A 24,584-nucleotide genomic window follows, 5' to 3' on the forward strand; every position below is an offset into this window, starting at 1 on the left:
GATACAATTTTCTACCCCGCAACCCATTCTTTTGAGACAAAATCATAACGGGAAAGCTTTTCTCGGAATATTTGTTCTATTTTTTTTAAATTCTCTTCTGTTTTGGCTTCAAACCGAAGCGTGAGGTTGGGGCCGGTATTTGAAACACGCACAAGCCCCCAGCCCTCTAATTCTTCAAAATTAACGCGTGCGCCGTCAATGTCTATAACAGCATAGCCCTCTTTTTTAAATTCCTCGGTTACTTCTTTTACAGTACCAAACTTTTTATCATCCGGCGTTTCGGCGGTATAGCCCGGACTTGAAATATATTGCGGTGTTTCCGCCTCTAACTCTGAGACGCTTTTGTTCTGCTCTGAAAAATACTGCACTAAACTAACTGCCGCCATAGAGGCATCATCAAAACCATAGTAGTTGTGCTTTAAAAATATATGGCCGCTGAGCTCCGCCCCTAGCTCTGCTTTTTCTTTCTTCATAATTCTCTTAATATTTGAATGGCCAGTTGGCGCCATTACGGCCTCACCTCCGTGCGCCTCAATATCTTCGGGTAGCGCCTTTGAGCTTTTGACATCATAAATTATCTTGGCTGCCGACTTATTTTCTAAAACAAGGCGGGATAAAAATATAGAAAACTTATCCGGCCATACAATTTGCCCTACTTCATCAACCATACCTAAACGGTCGCCGTCACCGTCAAAGGCGAACCCGAAATCTGCCTTATTCTCTAAAACAACTTTTGCAGTATCTTCCATCATTTTAGTGTCAGCTGGATTTGGCGTATAATTTGGAAAGTCAGCATCAGGTTTTGTATAACGCTCAACCACCTCACACCCTATGGTACGTAACAAGTCGGGAGCAAAAAGCCCTGCCGTGCCGTTGCCCGTATTTACAACTATCTTAAATTTCTTTTCAACATTTACACGCGATGATAGATCTTTTATATACTCCTTTTTTATATTTTCTTTTCTAACCCCTCCCCCATCGTGTTCTTCGAGATCATTATCCAATATCATTTTATACAGCCCTTTTAACTCCTTGCCCCCAAGCGTACTCGCAAAACCATCTGCCAGTTTTGCGCCGTTCCATCCTTTGGGGTTGTGTGATGCGGTTATCATTATGCCACCTCCTGTTTTAAAATAAAACTGCGCCCAGGACATCATGGGCGTCATAACAGTACCTATATTTATTACTTTCCTGCCCGTAGATACAAGGCCTTTTATAGCAGCCTCGCGAAATTTCTCAGATGTTGAACGGCTGTCATTGCCTATTACAACAGTTTCAATGCCTTTGCGCGCCAAATAGGTGCCGTATGCACGACCTATAAGCTCCAGAGAGCTAATATTTAGCTCATCGTTGCTTTCTCTTCCGCGTATATCATATTGGCGAAAAATTGATTCATTCATAGATTTTATTTCGGCTCTACCTCACAAAATAGGTATTAGGTTTTAGCTATTAGGTATTACACTAGTGTAGCACCTAATAGCTAAAACCTAATACCTGCGAGCCTGTCTGCGTGCGTTCACGCATAGGCAGGCGAAGCAAGCTTGTTGACTAATACACTTATTATGATACCATATCTAAGTATGTCAGACACAATAATAAAACCAAAAAAATCATATGAATTGTACATGCTTCTAAGCCCCGCGTCCTTTGATGGAGATGTTTCGGGTGTAGAGGAAGCTGTTGGTAAGATTTTACAAAAACATGGAGCACAAATAGAACGATCAGATAGGTTCACAAAAAAAGATTTAGCTTACAATATACAAAAATTTGGCTATGCGTACGCTGCAAGTGTTTATTTTTTTGCTCCAACTGAAAGTATAGAGGAAATAACAACTGAGCTAAATACATCAGATATAGAGTTTCTGCGAATATTAATTACAAAAGCTCAAAAAAGACCTAAAATTTCTACAAAGCCACGCAGAACAAAACCAAAGCAAAATACGGAAGAAATGTCTAAAGAAAAGGTGGCTGTTACTGAAGCTAATCCTAAAAAAGAGGAGGTAGCATCAAAAAATACTGACGAACCAAACACAAAAAAAGAACAGAACCAAAAAAATGAAGACAAAGAACCGGATGGAGATAAAATAACATTAGACGACATAGACAAGAGGCTTGATGAAATAATGGAACAACTATAATTAACTCGCTTCGCTCGCTTAAAACCGCGGATTAACACGGATTTAAGCAGATTGATGCGGATAACATCAGCATAGAATCCGCAAAAATCTGCATATATCAGCGGTTATTGTGAGGCGGAGCCGAACAAAAACAATGAATTTAAATAAAGCTATAATAATAGGAAACGTAACAAAGGATCCAGAAGTAAGGACCACGCCAGCCGGTGACAAGGTGGCGAATTTTTCAGTAGCTACCAACTTGATTTGGAATGATCGGTCTACAGGGGAAAAACAGCAAAAAACAGAGTTTCATAATGTTGTTGCCTGGAGACGCCTTGCTGAAATCGCGGAACAGTATTTAAACAAAGGAGGTTTAGTAATGATAGAGGGCAGAATTGAAACAAGAAGCTGGGAGGATCAAAGCGGTGTTAAAAAATATATGACCGAAATTATCGCGGAAAACATGCAGTTGGGACCGCGAAGAGACACTGGAGGAGGTTCATCAAACTCAGGACAAGAAAAGGAAAGTTCATCTAACAGTGATTCGGGTTCTAAAGACAACGATATACCTACAATTGATGCCAACTCGCCTACAAACTCAGACGATGAAATAGACATAAAAGATATACCCTTTTAAGCTCGGACTAAAGCCCTCGTAATTTCAAATTTAGAATGCTGAATTTCAAATGAATGACTAAATGACCCAATGTTTCAACCTGCCTGCCGGTCCCGACTCTCGATGAGAGTACGAGGACTCGAAATCGGAGCAGGCAGGAATTAAAGCATTAAAAAATTAAATTGAAATTTAAAATTTAGAATTTAAAATTTTTGCCAAAATGAAAGAATGTCAAATTTGTAAAAATCAAATGATGGTTGACTGGAAAAACGCAGAACTTTTGCGTCGTTTTATGGATTACGATTTTAAAATCATGTCCCCAAGAAAAACGGGAACGTGCGCGAAACACCAAAGACAAGTTGCAAAAGCTATCAAAAGGGCGCGACAGGCAGGAATACTGCCTTATACACCAATGCTAAGCGACTAGTTGTATTATAAAAAGAACCTACAAAGAGGATCTTTATACTAAGTAAAACAGCAAACCAACACTAAAAAAACCGCTCCAATGGAGCAGTTTTTTTAGTGTTGGAAATTAATATTTTTTAACTAACTGCTTTTAATATCTCCCTCTCTATCTCTTTTGCTACCTTACTATTATCTTTTAGAAATTCTTTGGCGCCTTCTATTCCCTGTCCCAATTTCTGATCTCCGTAACTAAACCATGCACCTGATCTCTTAACCACATCATACTTAACACCGGCATTAACCAAGTCACTCAAATAGGATATCCCTTCATTATAGAAGATATCAAACTCGGCGGTTCTAAACGGAGGCGCTGTTTTATTTTTTACCACTTTGCTTTTTACCCTGTTCCCTATTATTTCTTCCCCGCTTTTTATTTTTGCGGACTGACGCACCTCTATGCGAACTGATGAATAAAACTTAAGCGCGTTTCCCCCTGTTGTGGTTTCCGGATTGCCGAACATAACACCGATCTTCATTCTTATCTGGTTAATGAAGATTATTGCGGTATCGCTTTTTTGGGCTATGGCTGTAAGCTTTCTGAGGGCTTTTGACATTAAACGGGCCTGTAGCCCGATCTGTTGGTCTCCCATCTCTCCCTCTATTTCTGCTCTTGGAGTTAAGGCAGCCACAGAGTCTATAACTATCAAGTCCAAGGACCCGCTGCGAACCAAACTTTCCACAATATCCAATGCCTGTTCCCCGCTATCGGGTTGTGATATTAAAAGATCTTTCATTTTAACTCCTATGCGTTTTGCATACTCAGGATCAAGCGCGTGCTCAGCATCTATAAAAGCGCATAAACCACCCTTCTTTTGCGCTTCAGCTATTACATGCAGGGTGAGTGTTGTTTTCCCGGAGCTTTCAGGGCCATATACCTCGGTTATTCTGCTTTTTGGAACCCCTCCTCCAAGCGCGATGTCCAGAGAAATGGAACCTGTGCTTATTCTTTCTATTTTACTTTTTACATGCGGATCCATCTGCATTATGGACCCTTCGCCAAATTTAGTTCTTATATCCTCCAATACCGCGCTTAAAGCGTTTTCATCTTTTTTCCCTTCCTTTGGTGCGGAGCTTTTTTTAGTTTCTTTTTTTGTCATAAAATTTTATTAACTTCTGTCTCAATTTTAACGTTAAAAACCTATAGGGTCAAATTACAGCTTAAGTATCTTTCTCGCTGTCTCTACTTCTTTACCTGCAGGGCTTATGGCTTTAATAGTTATTGTGTTCAAACCGGCACTTAGAGGTACTCTAACTTCAAAGTTGCCGCCTTTTTGGGGTTCCACCTCCTGCCCGTCAATAAATATCTTTTCCGCGTTTTGAACCTCACCCTGAATAAACACAGAATCTTCTTCCGTTACACTACTAAAATCAACGGGGTTAAGTACTTCAACTTGTGGAATCTCAGAAACAAGCTTTTGGTTAAAGTAAAAAAAAACGGCAAGAGCTATGCCTGAAAGCAAAACAACTGTAAGTATTATGTGTTTTGAAGTAATAATAAAAGAGGGTTGTGATATTTTTGTATCAGTTTCTGCACCTTTTTCAAGAAGGTCTTGATTCTCTCTCTCAAACTGCAATATAATCTCATCCGCGTTTTCATTGCAAGCTCCTGCCCACTTTTTAATAAACCCGCGTATGTATACGGGGCTTGGAAGTTTTTCAAAATCATTATTTTCCAGACGAAGCAGATACTTTTCCTGAATCTTAGTAGATTTAGATAATTCCTCTATAGACAACTCTGCATCCTCCCGCATCAATTTTAGATTTTCTCCTATACTGGACATAATTTTTTTAATTTAGTTAGGCCAAATACTCATCATCATCTTCTTCATATTCCTCATTATCCGCGTTTTCTTCAAGCATCTTTTGACCCGCCATATCCTCTTCCTCAAGATACACATCTCTGGGTTTTGAGCCTTCTGCCGGGCCGACAACGCCATTTTCTTCAAGCATATCCAAAAGACTCGCTGCGCGCGCGTATCCCACTCTTAACTTTCGCTGTAAGTATGAAGCAGACGCTTTTTGCGCCTCAATTACCAGCTGTTTTGCGTAATCGTACAGCTCATCGTCTGCTTTTGATAAGCCAGCGCCATCAAAATCTATAGAATGGTTTGGTGAATTAACTGCCCGCGGTGAAAAGTCTTTAACCTCCTCCACCCCACTCTCTTCGGTTCTGAGATTTTCTCTTTGTTTTCGCAAATGGTCTGTAACCTTTTTTATTTCTGTCTCGCTAACAAAGGCGCCCTGTACTCTCGAAGGTTTTGAACGATCAGGTGAAAGATAAAGCATGTCACCTTTTCCAAGCAATTTTTCAGCACCGCCCATGTCAAGAACTGTGCGTGAATCTACTTGAGAAGCAACCTGAAACGCCATGCGAGCTGTTATGTTGGCCTTAATAAGACCCGTAATGACCTCCACTGAAGGACGCTGAGTGGCAAGAACAAGGTGTATTCCAACGGCGCGAGCCATCTGAGCTATCCTTACGATAAGCGCCTCCACTTCCTTGCCCTTAGAAGACATAAGATCTGCAAGCTCATCTATAACTATTACTATATAAGGCAATTGGTCTCCCGCCTCTATAACCTTTTTGTTGTTATTATAAGAAAATATATCTCGGGAACCCACCTGAGAAAGCTCGTCAAACCTCCTTTCCATCTCGTTAACAGCCCACTTTAGCGCGTTAACAGCTTTACTATTGTCTACCACTATTGGAGCTAAGAGATGGGGTATATCAGCATAAACAGAAAACTCCACACGCTTTGGATCTACCATAATAAAACGAAGTAAGCGCGGGTGGTTTTTGTAAAGCATGCTTAAAATAACAGCGTTAAGCGCTATCGTCTTACCACTGCCGGTAGAGCCGGCTATAAGCAGGTGGGGCATGCGACTAAGGTCTGCATAAACAGGTGCTCCTTTCACATCTCGACCCAGAGCCATGGTTAAATCACCCTCTGCTTCGGCAAACTTAGGATTTTCTATAAGATTTCGCAAACGAACCCATGTAGTAGCTTTATTTGGAATCTCAATACCGACAAAAGAACGACCCGGTATTGGTGCCTCTATTCTTATCGGATGTGCCGCAAGCGCCAGGCTTAAATCATTGCCAAGAGCTGTAATACGCGCCAGTTTCACGCCCTCAGCCGGCTTTAAAGTATACTGGGTTACTGTCGGACCCACATTTACCTCGCCCATCTCAACATCTATTCCGAAATTCTGCAGAGTTCTCTTAATAATATTCGCGTTAGCCACAATATCACCGCTTGTAGGTTTTCCAGTTTCGGGCTCAAGTAGTTCTGAGGAGGGGAACTCATAATTTGCGAACTCACCCTGTGTAAGCTGTGTAAAAGACTCTTCTTTTTGTTTCCCCCTTTTTTTGTTTTGTTTTTTATTTTCAACCACGGAAGATTTAGGTTCTTCTTTTTGGTCTGCACCCCGCTCATCTTCTTCGTCTATTTCACTTTTAGATTTTTTCTTGAACTTCTTACCGGGAACTGCGCCTCCAATATCTAAGGCACCTTTTCTGATTCTTCTTTGCTCGGCAATTCCCTCCAGAAACTTACTCACATTAATATGAAATCCAAGAATTACAGAAATGGCTATAATTGAAAGCAAGAGTATAACAGCGGCTACTCCTCCCATAAAATGAAGAGGTACATACGAGAACAAATATCCCCAATAACCGCCCCGAAGTATGTGAACATCGCTTGAATATCCGCTTATTGCAAATATGCCTAAAACGCTGGAGAAAAACAAAAAAGCCGCCAACACGGTTGATTTGTTTGACTCCCTACTCCAGGAAAATACAAAACCAAGCGCTACAGCGACAAGCACAAATGGCGCAACATACATACCCCACCCAAATATATTATTCAAAAATTCAGAAAATACCTCGCCGAACTGTCCGGCTTTATCAAACAAGCTTAAAAAACTCAAAAGAGCTATAGCTATAAGTGTCGTACTCCATATTCCTTTCTTTACACCCGGATCCAGCTCATGCTTCAATTTCTTCTTCTTTTTGGAAGACACTTTTTTAAGAGGTTTCTTCTTCTTTGCCATTTTGTTCGGCTTCGCATCACAAAACAAGATTACACTGATAATAACTGATACCACTGATGATTTTTACATGCATCAGCGTAATCAGCCATTATCTGTGATATCTAAGCGAGCGAAGCGAGCTTAGCGAGCTATTTCTTTTTATTATAACCTGTTCCCGCTGGTATTATTTTACCAATAATTACGTTCTCCTTCAAACCTTTGAGTTCATCTTTACGCCCCTCTATAGCAGCTTGAATAAGCACTCTGGCTGTTTCTTGGAAAGAGGCCGCGGACAAAAAGCTATCAGTGGTAAGCGCTACTTTTGTAATACCTAAAAGCAATCTTGTTCCTTTTGCCTTTTCTTTTTTAGCATTTTCAAGCGTTTCATTAGCAATCTGGAACTGTGATTGCACAACTATCTCTCCGGGGCTAAACCTTGAATCTCCGGGTTCGCTAATCCTAACGCGAGAGAACATCTGGCGTGCTATAATTTCTATGTGCTTGTCATGGATTGTAGCACCGTGTGAGGTGTATATTTTTTGCACCTCATCAACAACATACTTTTGAACACCCTCCTTGCCCTTCTGCTTATACAGTTCTTTTAAGTCTATATTTCCTTCTGTCAGCTGTGCTCCCGGGGTAACAAGATCACCCTTTTCAACCCATAAAGCAACGTTCAAAGGTACCGCATACTCAACCACATCCTTAGCTTTAGATTTTTTACCTGATGATTTCTTGCTTTCTACTGTAACAGGCCCGTTGGAGGTTTTTATTTTTATAACGCGCGCCTTTTCTGTATCTTCAATAGCTTCAACCTTGCCATCCACCTCTGATATAGCGGCTTTACCCTTAGGGGTTCTAACCTCAAATATCTCTTCAATACGAGGCAGTCCCTGAGTAATGTCTGCGGTTCCTGCCACACCACCGGTGTGGAACGTACGCATGGTAAGCTGAGTTCCGGGCTCTCCAATTGCCTGCGCGGCAATTACTCCAACCGCCTCGCCTGAGACAACTATTTCTCCTCTACCAAGATCTAAACCGTAACACCTCGCGCATATACTCCCATCCTTGCAGGTTATAGGGCTAAATGCCTTAACCTCTCTAATACTGTCGTCGGCATCAATTTGCTTAGCTTTAGTATAGTCTATAAAATCTCCCTTCTTAACGATTACAGTTTTATCTTTACCCTTAACAGATGCGGCTGCGACACGGCTATATATCTTTTCAGAAAATGCCTGCCCTGTATCTTTAATGTTTTCTCTTAGGAAAACAGCGCCCTTTACATCATCGCACTTTTTATTACGTACTATAAGGTCTTGTGTTACATCAACAAGCCGTCTTGTCAAATATCCCGCGGATGCTGTACGCAAAGCTGTATCCGCGGTACCTTTTCGCGCGCCATGTGTTGAAATAAAGTATTCAAGAGCGGTAAATCCTTCTTTGTAGCTACTCTCCACGGGCATCTCCATAATTTGTCCTGCTGGGTTCACAACAGAACCCTTCATGCCCATCATCTGCACCGGCTGAGACCACGAGCCCCTCGCACCGGAGGAAACAATAAGCGCGACTGAGCCATGCGGATCAAGATACTTTGGAACCATCTTTTCTACTTTACGCTTTGATTCGGCCCATACCTCAATTATCTTGCTACGCCTCTCTTGTGTGCTCAAAAGCCCGTCTTCAAACTGTCCCTGTATCTCAGCTATTCTCTTGTGTGCTTCTTTTAATATCCCCGGCTTTTCATCCGGAACTTTAAGGTCGTCCATGCTCCATGTCGTGCCTGAAATTGTTGAGTAATGAAAACCAAGATTTTTAATCCTATCCAAAACTCCTACAGTCTCTTCAGCTCCAAACTCACGCAATATTTCCGCGGTAATATTCTTAAGCGCCTTAGAGTTAAGCTCTTCGTTAATAAACGGGTATTCTTCAGGAAGCGCGTCATTAAAAATCACTCTTCCCGCACAAGTCTCTATAAATCTTTCGTCTTCAGGAATATTCTTAAATTTGGGATTATCCCTATCAACCTTAAGTTTTATTGATGCTTTTATATTCATAACTCCGGAGTCAAACGCGAGAATAACATCATCCATTGAGTAAAATGCCTCTCCTTCGCCCTTAGCTCCTTCTTTTATCTTACTCATCCAGTAACACCCTAAAACCATATCCTTTGTGGGATTAACAATTGGTTCACCTGTAGCGGGCTTACTCAAGTTAACCGAAGAAAGCATAAGAGTTCTTGCCTCCTCCTGGGCTTCTTCAGAAAGCGGTAAATGCACAGCCATCTGGTCACCGTCAAAGTCCGCATTAAATGCGGTACAAACAAGCGGGTGTAACTGAATCGCGTTACCCTCTATAAGTACAGGTTGAAATGCCTGTACACCTAAGCGGTGCAGAGTAGGAGCTCTGTTCAAAAGCACATACTTGCCTTCAATTACTCCTTCCAATATGGCCCACACCTCGGGAGGCGCGTCGTCTATCATATGATTAGCCGCGCGCACGTTATATGCGAGTTCTTTTTCTAAAATTTGATTTATAACAAAAGGTCTAAAGAGTTCAAGCGCCATCTTTTTAGGCAGACCGCACTGGCTTAAATCAAGCTCAGGGCCGACAACAATAACGGAGCGTCCCGAATAGTCCACACGCTTACCAAGCAAGTTTTGGCGAAATCTTCCCTGCTTTCCTTTTAGCATGTCCGCGAGTGATTTAAGCGCTCTTCTTCCGCCGGATGTTGCGGTAACAACAGTCTTTCCCGGTCGCGCGGAATTATCCAGCAACGCATCCACCGCTTCTTGGAGCATTCTGCGTTCATTTCTAACAATAACTTCAGGCGCGTTAAGTTCAATCAGACGCTTAAGGCGATTATTTCTGTTAATCACTCTTCTATAGAGGTCGTTAAGGTCGCTTGACGCGTACCTGCCTCCATCCAATTGCACCATAGGCCTAAGCTCAGGAGGCAATATAGGAAGGTATGTCAGAAACATCCAGTCAGGATCTATGTCGGCATCTTTCATTCTTTGCGCTAAAATCAATCTGCGGTATACCTTCTTTTTCGCAACGGAATTTGTCCCCTTATCCTGTATCTCCTTTTTAAGTTCTTTAATGAGTTTATCAAGGTCAAGATCCTGCAATATCTTCTTTACCGGTTCAGAACCTGTACTGGCCTCAAATATCTCACCATACTTTAGACTCATGTCGTGATAATCGTATTCATTCAAAATAGCAAGAAGTTTAAGATTCTTAAGTCTTGACAACTCTCTGTCGCGCAACTCTTTAAGTTTGGCTTTTTCTTTATCCTCTAAACCGCGTACCTTTTTCTTGTACTCGGCATGAACACGCTTGATAGCATCTTCCTTTTTTTCACCATCCAAACTAATAACTATATAGTTCGCGTAATATATAACCTTCTCCAATTGTTGTATAGGAGCTCCAAGTATCATACCCATCCTGCTGGGCACTCCTCTCAAAAACCAGATGTGGGCTATGGGGGTAGCAAGCTTAATGTGGCCCATTCGCTCACGCCTCACACTGCTACGTGTTACCTCAACACCACACTTATCACAAATAACACCCTTATATCTTACCCTTCTGTATTTTCCACAATAGCACTCATAGTCCTTTTCGGGACCAAATATTCTCTCGCAAAAAAGACCGTCCTTTTCAGGCTTTTGGGTTCTGTAATTAATGGTTTCGGGCTTTGTAACCTCGCCATGCGACCACGAAAGAATGTCCTCGGGAGAGGCGATTTTTAATTGTATTGATTTTAGGTCTGATACTTTAAGGCTCATATTTTTGTTCCTACCTGCGCCGCATTATGCAACGCGGCAGGCAGGCACTTCGTTCACATTAACCGCTGATATATGCTGATTTTGCGGATTTTATGCTGATAACATCCGCATCTATCTGCTTTTATCCGCATTAATCCGCGGTTTAAGCGAAGCGAGCTTAATTTTCTTCTTCAATTTCAACATTAAGACCCAGGGCCTTGAGTTCATTTACCAGCACGTTAAAGGATTCCGGTATGTTGGGTTTTTTAATAGACTCTCCCTTTATAATACTTTCATACGCGGCGGACCGTCCCATAACATCGTCACTCTTAATGGTTAATATTTCCTGTAAATTATGTGCTGCGCCGTAACCTTCAAGCGCCCACACTTCCATCTCTCCAAATCTTTGTCCTCCAAACTGACTCTTTCCTCCAAGAGGCTGTTGGGTAATAAGTGAATAAGGTCCGATGGAACGCATATGTATCTTATCTTCTATCATGTGCACTAACTTAAGAACGTACATATACCCTACAGTAACATCCTGCTCAAAAGGCTCTCCTGTGCGCCCATCGCGCAACTGAATTTTTCCATTCTCAGGAAGTCCCGCTTTTTTCAGCTCTCCCTTAATATCCTCTTCGGTAGCACCTGAAAAAGTTGGTGTTACAGCCCTATATCCCAGCTCATGAGCGGCCCATCCAAGGTGAGTTTCAAGTATCTGTCCAATATTCATACGCGAAGGCACACCAAGCGGGTTAAGCACTATATCTACCGGAGTACCGTCGGGCATAAAAGGCATATCTTCTTCCATTAAAACCCTGGAGATAACTCCTTTATTACCATGACGTCCTGCAATTTTGTCTCCCGCTTCTATCTTCCTTAGTTGAGCTACCTCTACCTGTATAGACTTAATAACTCCGGTGGGGAGCTTGTCCCCATTGTCACGGGAAAATACAGTAACTCCAACCACTCTTCCGCGCTTACCATGCGGAGTCCTCAAGGATGTATCTTTTACATCGCGGGCCTTTTCGCCAAATATCGCTCTAAGTAGTCTCTCTTCACTGGTAAGGTCTGCCTCACCCTTAGGTGATATTTTTCCAACAAGTATGTCTCCGGGGTTTACCTCAGCCCCTATTCTTACAATCCCCTCCTCATCCAGGTCTTTAAGTTTATCTTCACCCACATTCGGAATATCCGGTGTTGTTATTTCGGGTCCAAGCTTTGTTTCACGAACATCAATAGTAAAATCTTCTATATGTATTGAAGAAAGGGTGTCATTCTTAACCAGGCGCTCACTTATAAGAATGGCATCTTCAAAATTACCACCTCTCCATGGCATAAAGGCAACTAATATGTTTTTACCCAATGAAAGCACGCCATCACTTACAGATGAGGTGTCAGCCAAAAGATCTCCCTTCTTTATTTTATCTCCGGGCTTTACCTTCGGAGATTGATGTATTACTGTATATTGGTTTGAGTGTATAAAATTCTTAAGCTCATATTCTGTGGTTCCCTTTTTACTTTTTGTGGAGCTGTTTCCGTAGCGTACTACAATTTTATTGCCATCCGACTCTTCAACAACGCCATTATCTTCAGCATATACTCCCAAACCGGAATCTTTAGCAATTTTCTCTTCAAGTCCTGTTCCCACAAGCGGAGCTTCGGGTCGTACACAGGGAACAGCCTGTCTTTGCATGTTCGCGCCCATCAATGCGCGATTTGCGTCGTCATGTTCCAGGAAGGGAATTATAGCTGTTGCAACAGATATGGACTGTCTTGGAGATACGTCCATATACTGCACATCTTTTTTATCAACAAAAGTCGGTACTCCTTTAATTCGCGCCTGCACAAGCTTATCTTTAAGGTTGTTGTTTGAATCAACATTTGTAGCAGAAGAAGCTATGACATTTCTCTCTTCCTTTAACGCGTTCAAGAATTCTATATCCTTTGTCAACTTTCCATTTTTTACTACAAAATACGGAGTCTCAAGAAAACCTAACTCATTAATTCTCGCGTAAGACGCCATTCGGGTTACGATTCCAACATTCGGACCTTCGGGAGTCTGTATGGGGCAAATTCTTCCGTAGTGAGACGGCTGCACGTCACGCACCTCAAAACCAGCGCGTTCACGCGTTAAACCTCCTGGTCCTGTAGCAGAGAGAATTCTTTTGTGCTCAAGTTCGCTCAATGGGTTTGTATTATCCATGAACTGCGAAAGTTGTCCTGTGGTGAAAAACTCCTTAACAACAGATGCAACAGGCCTCGCATTAACAAGCTGTACAGGAGTTACAGTATCAACATCCAGGGTAGACATCCTGTCCTTTGCAATCCTTTCCATTCGGGTAAGTCCTACACGCAATCTGTTTTGCAGTAGCTCCCCTATAGAGCGCACCCTTCTGTTTCCCAGGTGGTCTATGTCGTCAGCCTTGGCATCGGGATCTTCGTTCATGTGAATAACCTCCGCGATAACAGCTATAAGATCTTCTTTTTTAAGCACTCTGTCCTCAGGCTCAAACTCTGTTTTTTTAGGATCTTCTGTTTTAAATCCAAGCTCTTCAAATATTCCCCCTAAACGCTGATTACTTTTCCATCGTCCGACATTTGACAAATCGTACCTGTCAAAGTTAAAGAACATGTTATCCAAAAGATTCTTTGCGTTATCCGCGGTTGCAAAATCTCCCGGACGTACGCGCTTATATATTTCAATATATGCCTCTTCAGCGCTCTTTGTTGTGTCTTGCTTTAATGTTTCTAAAATATAATCTATCTCTGAATTAGCTATGATTTTTTTAAACGCCTTTTGTATATCGGCGTCACTCATACCAAAAGTACGCAAAATAGTCGTTGCGGCAATTTTTCTTTTTCTGTCTATTTTTAGATAAATAGCGCCTGAATAATGTGTTTCAAATTCAAGCCACGCGCCTCGGTTTGGTATTATTTTTGCCCCAAAACGCTGCTGTCCGCGTGACACCTCAGATGTAAAAACAGCACCAGGAGAGCGTATCAACTGAGAAATCATTACTCTCTCAACACCATTTACAACAAAGGTACCCCTTGATGTCATAAGAGGAAAATCACCAAGATATACTTCCTGTTCTTTTATCTCTCCGGTCTTTTTATTTTTAAGTTTTACAAGCGCGCGCAAAGCCGCCTCATATGAAGCATTCTGTTTGCGAGCGGTAGCCTCTGTATACTTGGGCTCTTCAAGGCGATACTCATCAAACCAAAGCTCAAGATCTTTACCGCCATAGTCTCTTATTGGGGATATTTCGCTAAAAAGCGCCTTCAATCCCTTATCCCAGAACCACTGATAAGACTCCCTCTGAACATCCAGAAGATTAGGGAGTTCTGCTTCTTTATATGTATGATGAGAAAAAACTTTTATAGGAAGCATAAAATTTTATTCCTGCCTGCGCCGGCTACGCTAGCGCGGCAGGCAGGTTGCTTAGCCTTACAAGTAGGTTTTAGGTACTAGGGGTTAGGTATTAGTCTAATACCTAAAAGCTAAAACCTGATACCTGCTCGCGAAGCGAGCTTAATTTAAACAGACAAAAAAACACCTGCTCCGCAGATACGGAGTTTCTTTGAGACTGCTATTCAGTTTTATTTTTTACTTTTCAACCCCAAAATATTGATAGAACCCCCACCTCTAAGGGTTTATGATATACTCTTATACATAATACCTGTGTTTAAAAAAAAGTCAACCCCAATCATATTTTGTAAAGCAAAATATGGAATTTTTAATGTTTTAATTTTCAAATCAAAAGATAAGGCAAAAATGGAACAAAAGCTATTTTTTCCAATCCTTTATAATAATCTTGCCGTCTTTTTCTTCAACTACAACTTTTTGCCGCTCGCGCCAGCCGAGCTTTTTTACTATCTCTTTTGGTAAAGTTAAACCAAACGAAGCGCCCTCGCGCCCTGTCCGCATTATTTTCCTTATATTTTTTTCTTCTAATTTCCGCCTGCCCATATTTTTTATTATATAATTTGTTATATAATAGTCAAACTTATCTGTTGCATAGTTTTTCTATTTCTATAAAAACTTTTTGAAAATCTTTGTTTATAAAAAATGTATCAATAAATCTTTTTCTATTTTCTTCGGAAATATTAAGGATCTTATCTATCTTCCACGCCTCAAAACCCTGTGATTTGCCCTTTTCAACCTTAAGGTCATTTATATCTCCTTCCTATTGAAAAACATAAATCGCGCGCAGTACATTGTTAGTCATCCCTGTTATCTCATCATAAAAACGGCCTCTCATGGTCAAAATATATTGAAGTTCGTCAATATTCGCCTCTATGCTTGCTTCTTCTTCAAGCTCCTTGACGGCTGCAGTTTCAAAGCTATCACCTATCTCAACATGCCCGCCAACCGAAGCGTCAAGCAAATCGGGATATGTATCCTTATCTTTAGCCCTGTGTTGGAATATTATTTTACAATCCGGAGTATACAACCATACGTGCACCTCTCTGTGCAATAAACCCTTTTCGTGTATATCCTCTCTTGTTGCCTCACCAATTATTTCTCCTTTTTTATTTACAATATTTAATTTTTCGCCATCTTTAGTCATAATCTTATAATAACAAAAACCCCGCCTTGTGCGGGATTATCTCTTGTCAATTTTATTGGAATGGCTTTTCAGCCATTTTACAATGTCAGAAATTTCTAATTTATCCTCAACTGTCTTTAATGCAAACTCAACCACCTCTTCATCAGTGGCTTTAAATATATATCCATTATTTTCCAAAAACACAGAGGCGACAGTTATTGCGGTTCGTTTATTACTGTCCACAAAAGGATGCTGTGTTATTATCTCCCGCAGATATACAGCGGCTTTTTCGTAAATACTGTTGTAAAGAATTTTTCCAAAAACTTTTTGTTTTGGCGCGCTTTCCAAACTCAAAACGGCGTGACTATCACGCACACCATGAGAGCCTCCAGTTTCATCAACTACCATGGAATGTATTAAAAGTATTTGCTCTGAAGTTAAATAGCGCACAATTATTTATCCGCTAATTCATTTAAAGCTCCTCGATAACGGTCAATGAAGTTCATAGTAAGCTTGGCTATCTTCTCATCTTCTTTAGATATCTCTGTGGCGGAATGTATTGTTATAACCTTATTCTTCCTATTGAAATTTACCTCAACATTATCACCCGGCTTTAAGCCCAGTTCTTTTAACGCTTTCTTTGAAAGGGTAACTCCTGCGGAGGTTCCTATTTTTATAACTTTTTGAGACATATTTTCAAAAATTAATATTATATAAGCTACACTATATAATCTGCGCCGTTCGAAAAAAGAAATAAATTTTAAGAAAAAAGCAAGCTTTTTTCTTAAAATTTATTTCTTTTTTGCTCGCTATCCTCGATTATAATAACATTATAATATATGCAGGAATGCTGTCAATAGCTTACGCTTACCACAAGTACTCTTCTTGGGCACCAAACGCCTCGCCCGCCGTGTATATCCTCTCTTGTTGCCTCACCAATTATTTCTCCTTTTTTATTTACAATATTTAATTTTTCGCCATCTTTAGTCATACTCTTATTATACTAAAAAACCGCCCTCTTAGGCAGTCAGGCTTTTCAGATTTTGAATTAGTTCTATATCGCAAAAATTCTAAGATTTGCTTACACTCAACTCAACCAAGGCCGGAAACAGCAACCATTTTATTCCGTCGTAAGCCCGTCTCGCCTGAGGCTTGCCGAGGTGGACGGGAATGAGGGAGCTTTGTGCAAATACCCGAAGCTTATAAGAAAAGGGTCTTGCCTTTAGGCCTATCTTTTGCGTGTGGGCAAAAGTAGCTGTCGCTTTTCCGTTAAGTAAGCGAGGTTTACCCGCCGAAGCCTTGGCGTAGGCTGGGCTGTATTTGCCAAAGCGAGCGAATGGCAGCCTGCCTGCCGGCAGGCAGGCGTGGAATAAAATGGTTACTATTGGAGGCTAAATCACCTACTCTACTCCTATGCTTCTAAATGTTGAATGGCGGTAAATACTCTGCACTATTCCCAGCGCTAAAAACAAGGTTAAAAGGCTTGAACCTCCATAACTTACAAATGGTAGCGGAAGACCTGTTATGGGAGCTATGCCAAAAGACATCGCGATATTTAGGAATAACTGAAAAATTATCATAACAGAAACTCCTATTATTGTTAGTCTTGCAAAGTTGTCACTCGCGTACTTGGATATCACAAAAAGACGCCAAAACAGAACTCCGTACAATAAAATAATTGCCAAAGACATAACTACGCCAAATTCCTCTATTATAGCCGCGAATATAAAGTCGGTGTGGGCTTCAGGTAAAAAGCCGAGCTGGCTTTGAGTTCCCTGGGCAAAACCCTTTCCCCACATACCGCCTGAACCCACAGACACTCTTGACTGTATTGAATTATATCCGGTTCCATAAGGGTCGGCTGTAGGATTTAAAAAAGTATGTATTCTGTCTTTTTGATAGGGTTGTAGCATAAAGCTCCACGCCAAAGATGCAAGAATAATTCCGACCATTCCTAAAACTGCCAAATGCTTAACCTTAATTCCCGCCACAAGCATCATTCCAACCCAAATGACTGTTAATATCGCGAATGAGCCAAAATCGGGTTGTATTAAAACAAGCGCTGAGGGAATAAACACATACAATCCCGACACCACAATATGGTGCATTCTGTATATCTCAACATGCCTCATAGAAAAATACTTAGCAAGAATAAATACAAGTATAAGCTTTAAAGGTTCAACCGGCTCTATATTTATAGGGCCCAACGGTATCCAGCTCTTAGCTCCCCTAACCTCCGGAGCAAATAAATAAACAATGAGCAAGCCAACTAACGCAAGGGCGTACAAAAACAACACAGGAGAAAAGTGAAGACGCAAAAGCCTGTAATCAATTGAAGAAAAGAAAAAAAATACGGCCACACCCAAACCAAGCCACACTAACTGTTTATAAAAATTCAAAAGATCGGGCTGGCTCAGGCTAAACAAAGAAACGAGTCCCACAACAACAAGTAAAATGGATGCTGTAAACAGCACCCAGTCATAACCCTGAAGTTTTTTGCCGAAATTGTTCATAAAAAAGTTTTAGGTTTTAGGTATTAGGTACTAGGTTCTAGATATTAGTCTAATCCCTAAAAGTTAAAACCTGGTACCTGCGAGCCTGTCTGCGTGCGTTCACGCACAGGCAGGCGAAGCGAGCCTTTAGAAAATGCTCCAACCCTGGAATCGTTTAAACAGTTCGGGTAACTGAAAATAGTTGCGTGAATCAGCATCTCCTCTGGAACCCTCGGTTTCAATGGGTCTGTCTACTCCAAACTGTCTTACAAAGTTTTCATTCTTTAGTACATTAGAGTACGCGTATACATTATATTTTACAACATCATCCAAGGGTACAAATTGAGACCAAAACATTTCCACCTCTCTCATTTCACCCTCCAGTACTGTCTGTATGGATGTTCTGTTAACAGCAATTATATCTCCTCTACTATCAAAAAGAATGCCAAAAACTCTTACATCCGTCAATCCAAATACAGAATTATTTTTAACAAACGCGGCAAGGCGCGCGTAAAAAACATTTGAATCCAACAACCGCTCAAGTTTAAGGTCAAAGACATCCAAATTAAGGGAGATAAAATCGTCAAGCTGTCTCCACAGTACATCCCGAAAATCCAGGCTAACATCATCAAAAAAAGAATTCACCTCCATGTTTGTAAGCACAATATACTTTTCTTCTGCAGGTAGTATGTAGGAAGTTTCTTCTATAGCATGGACCTCTGACCCATTACTGGAAAATACAACTCTATATCGCAGTTCTTCTGCGCCGTGCTCAGGGTTTGGATTTCTAAGTTTAATAACAACATCGTAAACATTCCCCTGTTTTGGCAAAGCTTGTACGTCTAAAACCTCCAGACTATCTAAAGACGGGCCTTGGTCAGGTGTTTGATATGGTGTTTGGTATGGCTCTTCCGGCTCAGTATTATCCGCAAAAATACGGGCTAATAAAAAACCTCCCGCAGATATGGCAAGCCCCAGAACAGAAACAGTAATTACCAGTATTACTAATTGTTTTACAGATCTCATTATATAAAACCTTCTAATACATCCTTATACTATCATAAATTTAAATGTTGATTAATAGAAAAATCAACCAAAATAAAAAAACAGATATAAGGCGTCTACCTACTTTCCCAGCGCGAAGCTAGTATCATCGGCCTTAGAGGATTTCACTGCCGTGGTCGGAATGGGAACGGGTGGAGCACCTCCAGCATAAACGCCTTATATCTGTTTTTTTGTTTTTATTAACACGAACAAAACCTAAAAAGTTATTCAAAAGAAACTTATAATTCCGCGGTTGAAACACTGACCGCTTTCCCTCTGTGTTTGTAAAAACACAGAGGTATGACTATTAGTACTACTCAGCTTAACCCCTCTCAGGGCTTACACTTATAGCCTATCAACCTGTTAGTCTAACAGGAGTCTAAGAGCTCTAATCTTGAGGCGGGCTTCGTGCTTATATGCTTTCAGCACTTATCCCTTCCGAACATAGCTACCCAGCGATGCTCCTGGCGGAACAACTGGTACACCAGAGGTTCGTTCACTCCGGTCCTCTCGTACTAGGAGCGAGTCCCCTCAAAGCTCAAGCGCCCACGGAAGATAGGGACCAACCTGTCTTGCGACGGTCTGAACCCAGCTCGCGTAGCGTTTTAATGGGCGAACAGCCCAACCCTTGGGACCTTCTCCAGCCCCAGGATACGCCGAGCCGACATCGCTGTCGATTTTTCTCTTGTTGCCAAGAGGATCGGACTATATCTTCATCCTATTGCGGACTTTAGGCGTTCTTAGCCATAGCCTCGCTTTTTATAATAGGAGTCGGCGTGTTGTCCTTCAAATTTTTTCGAAGAACCTCCCCTTTCGGGTCAGTCTCTACGGGGTCATAACCCAATTTGTATTCCATAGATGGAATAATATGTGGTTTAACGATCTGCTTAAGCAATGGAATACTCGATTAACCACAGGTCTTTGAAATTGAGTTAGACTTCCCACGGTATTGTCCATACGTATATTCTACCATTATTTGGTAGCGCTAGTGCATGGAGTTCACCGTTATAAGCCGAATTGTTTTTGTATGAGATTACTCTCATAGGCACCCCGATATGTTAAGGTGCCGAACCTCCCCGTCGATGTGGACTCTCGGGGGAGACCAGCCTGTTATCCCCGGGGTAACTTTTATCTGGTGATCTTCCTCTTTTCTATAAAAGAAGGTCGGTTCACTAAGTTCTGCTTTCGCAACTCTCTACTCCAGTAAACTGGAGTAGAGTCTGTTACTTCCCTGAGATTAAAATCACAGGGTTTTACAGAGCGCGGCTTATTTGCCTTGCAGTAAAGCTGGCTTGTGCCTTTACACTATCGCTCCGATTTCCATCCGGAGCTAGCCAACCTTAATAAACGCCTCCGCTACCATTTAGGAGGCAAGCGCCCCACTTAAACTACCTACCATCCACTGTCCCGAATGTGTTTAGCATCCGGTTAGTCACAGTATTTTGAAAGATGGGTATTTCACTGGCGACTCCACACTGGCCGAAACCAGCGCTTCAAAGTCTCCCCACTATGCTACGCAGCCAAAACACTGCAACAATAGAAAGCTGTAGTAAAGCTCCCGGGGTCTTTCCGTCTATCCGCGGGTAACCGGCATCTTCACCGGTACTGCATTTTCACCGGGCTTCTCGTCGAGACAGTTGTCCAGTCGTTACGCCTTTCGTGCGGGACAGAACTTACCTGCCAAGGAATTTCGCTACCTTAGGACCGTTATAGTTACGGCCGACATTCACCGGCGCTTGTATCACCAGCTTTCCAGCGAACTGGAAAACCAACAATACTTAACGTTCCGGCATTGGTCAGGCGTCACCCCCTATACATCCCCTTACGGGTTCGCAGGGAGCTGTGTTTTTGATAAACAGTCGCTAGACAGACTTTAGCTGCGCCCTATATTGCTATAGGGAAGGCATATCCCTAAGTTACGCCTAGTTTTTTTGCCGAGTTCCTTGACGAGAACTCACCCGTTCGCCTTGGTATACTCTACCTGCCCACCTGTGTCGGTTTGCGGTACGGATTCATATCTATTAACCTTAGAAGCTTTTCTCGGAAGGTTGCTGGGAGGAATAATCTCCATTACAGAGACTTTTCCCGACGCTTAGAATTGCCTTACGGCCACCTGGGCATTTCTCCCAGGCATTCCTTACGCAAGGAACACAAATCCAATAACATGCTCCCCTTACTAACCTCCGTCACTCCGTCGAATAAATATGAAGAGATGGAATATTAACCATCTGTCCATCCCCGTGACCCTTTCGGGCCCCGGGTTAGGGCCGCCTAACCCTTGGCTGATTGACATTGCCAAGGAAACCTTGGGCTTTCGGCGTGGGGGTCTCTCACCCCCATTGCGGTTACTCATGCCAACATTCTCTCTTCCTGCCGCTCCACCATGCCTTACAGCACAGCTTCAGCGCAACAGAAATGCTCTCCTACCACACACTACCCAAAGGTAGTGCATCCACGTCTTCGGTAGTAAACTTTAGCCCCGTTAAATTTTCAGCGCAGAAACTCTCGACTAGTAAGCTGTTACGCACTTTTTAAAGGGTGGCTGCTTCTAAGCCAACCTCCTAGCTGTTTGTGAATTTCTACATCTTTTCCCACTTAGTTTACATTTAGGGACCTTAGACTGTGATCTGGGCTGTTTCCCTTTTGAACATGGAGCTTAGCCCCCATATTCTAACTTCCTGCTATGACTTGATAGAATTCGGAGTTTATCTGATCTTACTCAGCAAATGCCTCGCAAGACCAATTAGTGCTCTACCTCTACCAAGATAAGGCAGGAGCTAGCCCTAAAGCTATTTCGGAGAGAACCAGCTATTACCAGGCTCGATTAGCTTTTCACTGCGACCCACGGCTCATCCCCTCCTATTGCATCAGAAGTGGGTTCGGGCCTCCCCCCGGTCTTACCCGGGGTTCACCCTGGCCATGGGTAGATCGCCTGGCTTCGGGTCTATTGCGTGCTACTTTAATTCGCCGTATTAAGACTCGGTTTCCCTATGGCTTCGTTCGTTAAAGAACTTAGCCTGCAACACACAATAACTCGTTGGCTCATTCTGCAAAAGGCACTGCGTCACCCCTCACATGGAATGAATCCTGCTTACATTTCACTAAAAAGTGATGATGTTTTTAGCATTATTTTAATTTAAGAATATTTCCTGAACTACGATTTTACCCGCAGGCCAAGAAATATTCATTCCATGTGAGGGGCTCCGCATCCTTGTAGGCATATGGTTTCAGGTTCTATTTCACCGCCCTCACCGGGCTACTTTTCACCTTTCCCTCACGGTACTTGTTCGCTATCGATCACCAAAGATATTTAGCCTTACCCGATAGGTCGGGTAGATTCACCCGAGATGGACGTGTCTCGGGCTACTCAGGATACACAACCGGTAATCAAAACTTTTAAAATACGGGGCTTTTACCCTCTTTGGCCGCCCTTTCCAGGGTCATTTTTCTAAGTTCTTCATACGTTATGTCGTGTCCTACAACCCCATTTTGTGCAAGCACAAAATGGTTTGGGCTCCTCCCTCTTCGCTCGCCGCTACTAAGGGAATACGTGACCTAATGGTCTTTTGTATCTTTTCCTCCGCTTACTGAAATGTTTTACTTCAGCGGGTACGGTCTCCGGCATAAAGCCGGAGTACTGTGGGTTTGCCACAGTGGGTTTCCCCATTCGGAAATCTCCGGATCAAAGGTTGCTACGCACCTCCCCGAAGCTTATCGCAGCTACGCCACGTCCTTCATCCCTCTTTGGTGTCAAGGCATCCACCATATGCCCTTATAAAATGTTACAACACTCAACGGAATAAGTGTTGTAACTACGGTCAATGTAGATCTAACTCTGAGTCGTAAAGGAAGGGTCTAAAGACCCCCTACAAACCAAAGTTAGATAACCGCGGAATTATAAGACTCTCTTGTTAGTCCTCTATCTATCAAATAAAATCAAACTTGAAAGATAAAGGACAATTGTATTCCATATAAATATAGAATACGGATAACTTTTTATGTCTTGTCGTTGTCCTCTAACTTTTCCTGTAAAGTTTTGAGGACATATGAATCTCATAGAAAGACCTACAAGATTATTTGACAAAGTTCAACAAAAAAGCCGCTCGCAAGCGACTGTCTGAGTGCGCGCAAATTGTGGCGCATTAGCCGCTTGTCTTAAATTTCTTTATTGAGCTTTTTTGCATACTCATTATTTTAATCTATCCAAAAATTAATGTCAACCCCGCCTCGTAAGACATATATATCCTGCACGGCTTTTAAAATCAAAAACCCCGCAAAACGGGGTTTTTGATTTTAAATTTAAGGCAACTTATTCCCTGCCTATCAGGTCACTCTTTAGTGCTTCCAACATGTCGTGCGCTACATCTTTTCCTCCAAGACCAAATGCGAGACCTCCGGCGATGGCGAGCATCGCTACAAATCCCATAAATAGAATCTCAATAAGAGCTGACGCAATGCCGAGTTGGCTCAATGCTGCAAGTGCTGCAAAAATCCAAATACTCCAGCGTACAACGGTTCCTACAAATTTTGCAGGACCCATCTCTGTTGCCTTCATACTTGCCTTGATAAGTTTCTCAAGAAACCCGGCTACCACAGCTGCTACAAGCAGTATCAATGCCGCAACAACAACGTTAGGAACATAAAGAAGTATATCTCTAATGTAGGCTGAAAGCTGAGTTAAGCCAAGAAGATCTATAGTGGCAAAAAATGCGACTATAATAAAGAACCAGCGAACCAATCCTCCAAGGAAGCTTGATACCTCCCACTCAAGACCGGCTTTTCGTACGTGCTTCATTCCTCCCAGCTGCTCAAAAAGCTTATCCACCTGAGCTGCTTTCGCAAGTCGTGTAATCGCATTGCCTAACACTGAAGCTACGAACCATCCAAAAACAAATACTACAAAAGCTCCAAGAATAGTAGGTACAAAACCTACAAACTGAACCCAGAGATTCTGCATTGAAGTTATAAACGTTTCTGTCCAAGTTTGAAATGTCATAAAATATTGTTAATTAAATTGTTATAAACGACCTTTAAAAGCTCTATATAAGAGCTTAGGTTATATCTCACCTATATACTCATTATAACACCCCCAATCCAAAAGGTACTGTGGATAAAAAAGGGCGTATTTTACGCCGACAAATCCTTCAACGCTACCATACTGAAATTTCTATTTCCCGCGATTATGAAATTTTCATTTCCTTGTTACAATATTTTGAGTAATGTTGTAAAATAGATCAAATTAATATACAATATGAATTATCGTGGGCGTGTAGCTCAGTTGGTTAGAGCGTTGCTCTGATAAGTTGTTTATAGCGTGGGCGCGTAGCTCAGTCGGTTAGAGCGCATCTCTGATAAGGATGAGGTCCCAGGTTCGAATCCTGGCGCGCCCACGCTGTAAACAAAGAGGTCGTGCCCCCTGATCCTGGCACGCCCACTAACTGGGCCCGTAGCCCCTCACATGCCCAAACTTGCTATGTATTATGTTTATATTTTAAAAAGCAAAA

Annotated in this window: 17 protein-coding genes, 1 tRNA gene and 2 rRNA genes; 4 read left to right on the forward strand and 16 right to left on the reverse strand. The window is 42.0% G+C overall.

Annotated features, from left to right (window positions below; all coding sequences use genetic code 11):
• Nucleotides 1–11 precede the first annotated feature (11 nt).
• Complete coding sequence (locus tag WDZ40_04140; GenBank protein MEX0878016.1) at nt 12–1,400, reverse strand: phosphomannomutase/phosphoglucomutase; 1,389 nt, start codon at nt 1,398–1,400, stop codon at nt 12–14.
• Nucleotides 1,401–1,562: 162 nt separating this feature from the next.
• Between WDZ40_04140 and WDZ40_04145 the strand changes: the two genes are divergently transcribed.
• The 3 genes from WDZ40_04145 (at nt 1,563) to rpsR (ending at nt 3,160) form a co-directional block, all read left to right on the forward strand.
• Nucleotides 1,563–2,138 (forward strand): 30S ribosomal protein S6, encoded by a 576-nt coding sequence (locus WDZ40_04145; protein ID MEX0878017.1) that lies wholly within the window; start codon nt 1,563–1,565, stop codon nt 2,136–2,138.
• 133 nt (nt 2,139–2,271) lie between these two features.
• Nucleotides 2,272–2,754 (forward strand): single-stranded DNA-binding protein, encoded by a 483-nt coding sequence (locus WDZ40_04150; GenBank protein MEX0878018.1) that lies wholly within the window; start codon nt 2,272–2,274, stop codon nt 2,752–2,754.
• Nucleotides 2,755–2,953: 199 nt separating this feature from the next.
• Nucleotides 2,954–3,160, forward strand: coding sequence for a 30S ribosomal protein S18 (gene rpsR, locus WDZ40_04155; protein MEX0878019.1), 207 nt, complete (start codon nt 2,954–2,956; stop codon nt 3,158–3,160).
• Nucleotides 3,161–3,275: 115 nt separating this feature from the next.
• Here the strand turns inward: rpsR and recA are convergent, their stop codons facing one another.
• The 15 genes from recA to WDZ40_04230 all read right to left on the reverse strand — a co-directional run bounded on the left by recA (nt 3,276) and on the right by WDZ40_04230 (nt 24,076).
• Complete coding sequence (recA, locus tag WDZ40_04160; GenBank protein ID MEX0878020.1) at nt 3,276–4,295, reverse strand: recombinase RecA; 1,020 nt, start codon at nt 4,293–4,295, stop codon at nt 3,276–3,278.
• Nucleotides 4,296–4,349: 54 nt separating this feature from the next.
• Nucleotides 4,350–4,979: a helix-turn-helix domain-containing protein gene (locus WDZ40_04165; protein MEX0878021.1), complete on the reverse strand. Its 630-nt coding sequence runs from the start codon at nt 4,977–4,979 to the stop codon at nt 4,350–4,352.
• A 16-nt stretch (nt 4,980–4,995) separates the two neighbouring features.
• Nucleotides 4,996–7,251, reverse strand: coding sequence for a DNA translocase FtsK 4TM domain-containing protein (locus WDZ40_04170; GenBank protein MEX0878022.1), 2,256 nt, complete (start codon nt 7,249–7,251; stop codon nt 4,996–4,998).
• 128 nt (nt 7,252–7,379) lie between these two features.
• On the reverse strand, nt 7,380–11,015 hold the full coding sequence (gene rpoC, locus WDZ40_04175; protein MEX0878023.1) for a DNA-directed RNA polymerase subunit beta': 3,636 nt from the start codon (nt 11,013–11,015) through the stop codon (nt 7,380–7,382).
• Nucleotides 11,016–11,172: 157 nt separating this feature from the next.
• On the reverse strand, nt 11,173–14,385 hold the full coding sequence (locus WDZ40_04180) for a DNA-directed RNA polymerase subunit beta (GenBank protein ID MEX0878024.1): 3,213 nt from the start codon (nt 14,383–14,385) through the stop codon (nt 11,173–11,175).
• Nucleotides 14,386–14,781: 396 nt separating this feature from the next.
• Nucleotides 14,782–14,964, reverse strand: coding sequence for an AbrB/MazE/SpoVT family DNA-binding domain-containing protein (locus WDZ40_04185; protein ID MEX0878025.1), 183 nt, complete (start codon nt 14,962–14,964; stop codon nt 14,782–14,784).
• A 217-nt stretch (nt 14,965–15,181) separates the two neighbouring features.
• Nucleotides 15,182–15,565, reverse strand: a complete 384-nt coding sequence (locus tag WDZ40_04190; GenBank protein MEX0878026.1) for an NUDIX domain-containing protein — start codon at nt 15,563–15,565, stop codon at nt 15,182–15,184.
• 36 nt (nt 15,566–15,601) lie between these two features.
• On the reverse strand, nt 15,602–15,994 hold the full coding sequence (locus WDZ40_04195; protein ID MEX0878027.1) for a type II toxin-antitoxin system death-on-curing family toxin: 393 nt from the start codon (nt 15,992–15,994) through the stop codon (nt 15,602–15,604).
• 2 nt (nt 15,995–15,996) lie between these two features.
• Complete coding sequence (locus tag WDZ40_04200; GenBank protein MEX0878028.1) at nt 15,997–16,236, reverse strand: hypothetical protein; 240 nt, start codon at nt 16,234–16,236, stop codon at nt 15,997–15,999.
• 161 nt (nt 16,237–16,397) lie between these two features.
• Entirely contained in the window at nt 16,398–16,535 is a 138-nt protein-coding gene (locus WDZ40_04205; GenBank protein MEX0878029.1) for a hypothetical protein, read from the reverse strand.
• A gap of 409 nt (nt 16,536–16,944) precedes the next feature.
• A complete protein-coding gene (gene rodA, locus WDZ40_04210; GenBank protein ID MEX0878030.1) occupies nt 16,945–18,057 on the reverse strand; it encodes a rod shape-determining protein RodA in 1,113 nt (370 codons plus the stop codon).
• A gap of 126 nt (nt 18,058–18,183) precedes the next feature.
• On the reverse strand, nt 18,184–19,062 hold the full coding sequence (locus tag WDZ40_04215; protein MEX0878031.1) for a hypothetical protein: 879 nt from the start codon (nt 19,060–19,062) through the stop codon (nt 18,184–18,186).
• An 86-nt stretch (nt 19,063–19,148) separates the two neighbouring features.
• Nucleotides 19,149–19,260 (reverse strand): 5S ribosomal RNA (gene rrf / locus WDZ40_04220).
• Nucleotides 19,261–19,367: 107 nt separating this feature from the next.
• Nucleotides 19,368–22,866 (reverse strand): 23S ribosomal RNA (locus WDZ40_04225).
• Nucleotides 22,867–23,389: 523 nt separating this feature from the next.
• A complete protein-coding gene (locus WDZ40_04230; protein MEX0878032.1) occupies nt 23,390–24,076 on the reverse strand; it encodes a hypothetical protein in 687 nt (228 codons plus the stop codon).
• A 320-nt stretch (nt 24,077–24,396) separates the two neighbouring features.
• On the opposite strand from WDZ40_04230, the gene WDZ40_04235 reads away from it, so the two are divergent.
• Nucleotides 24,397–24,470: transfer RNA gene (locus tag WDZ40_04235), tRNA-Ile, on the forward strand.
• The last annotated feature ends 114 nt before the right edge of the window (nt 24,471–24,584 follow it).

This window comes from Candidatus Spechtbacterales bacterium, from assembly GCA_040879145.1.
Classification (GTDB): domain Bacteria; phylum Patescibacteriota; class Minisyncoccia; order Spechtbacterales; family 2-12-FULL-38-22; genus JAWVZY01.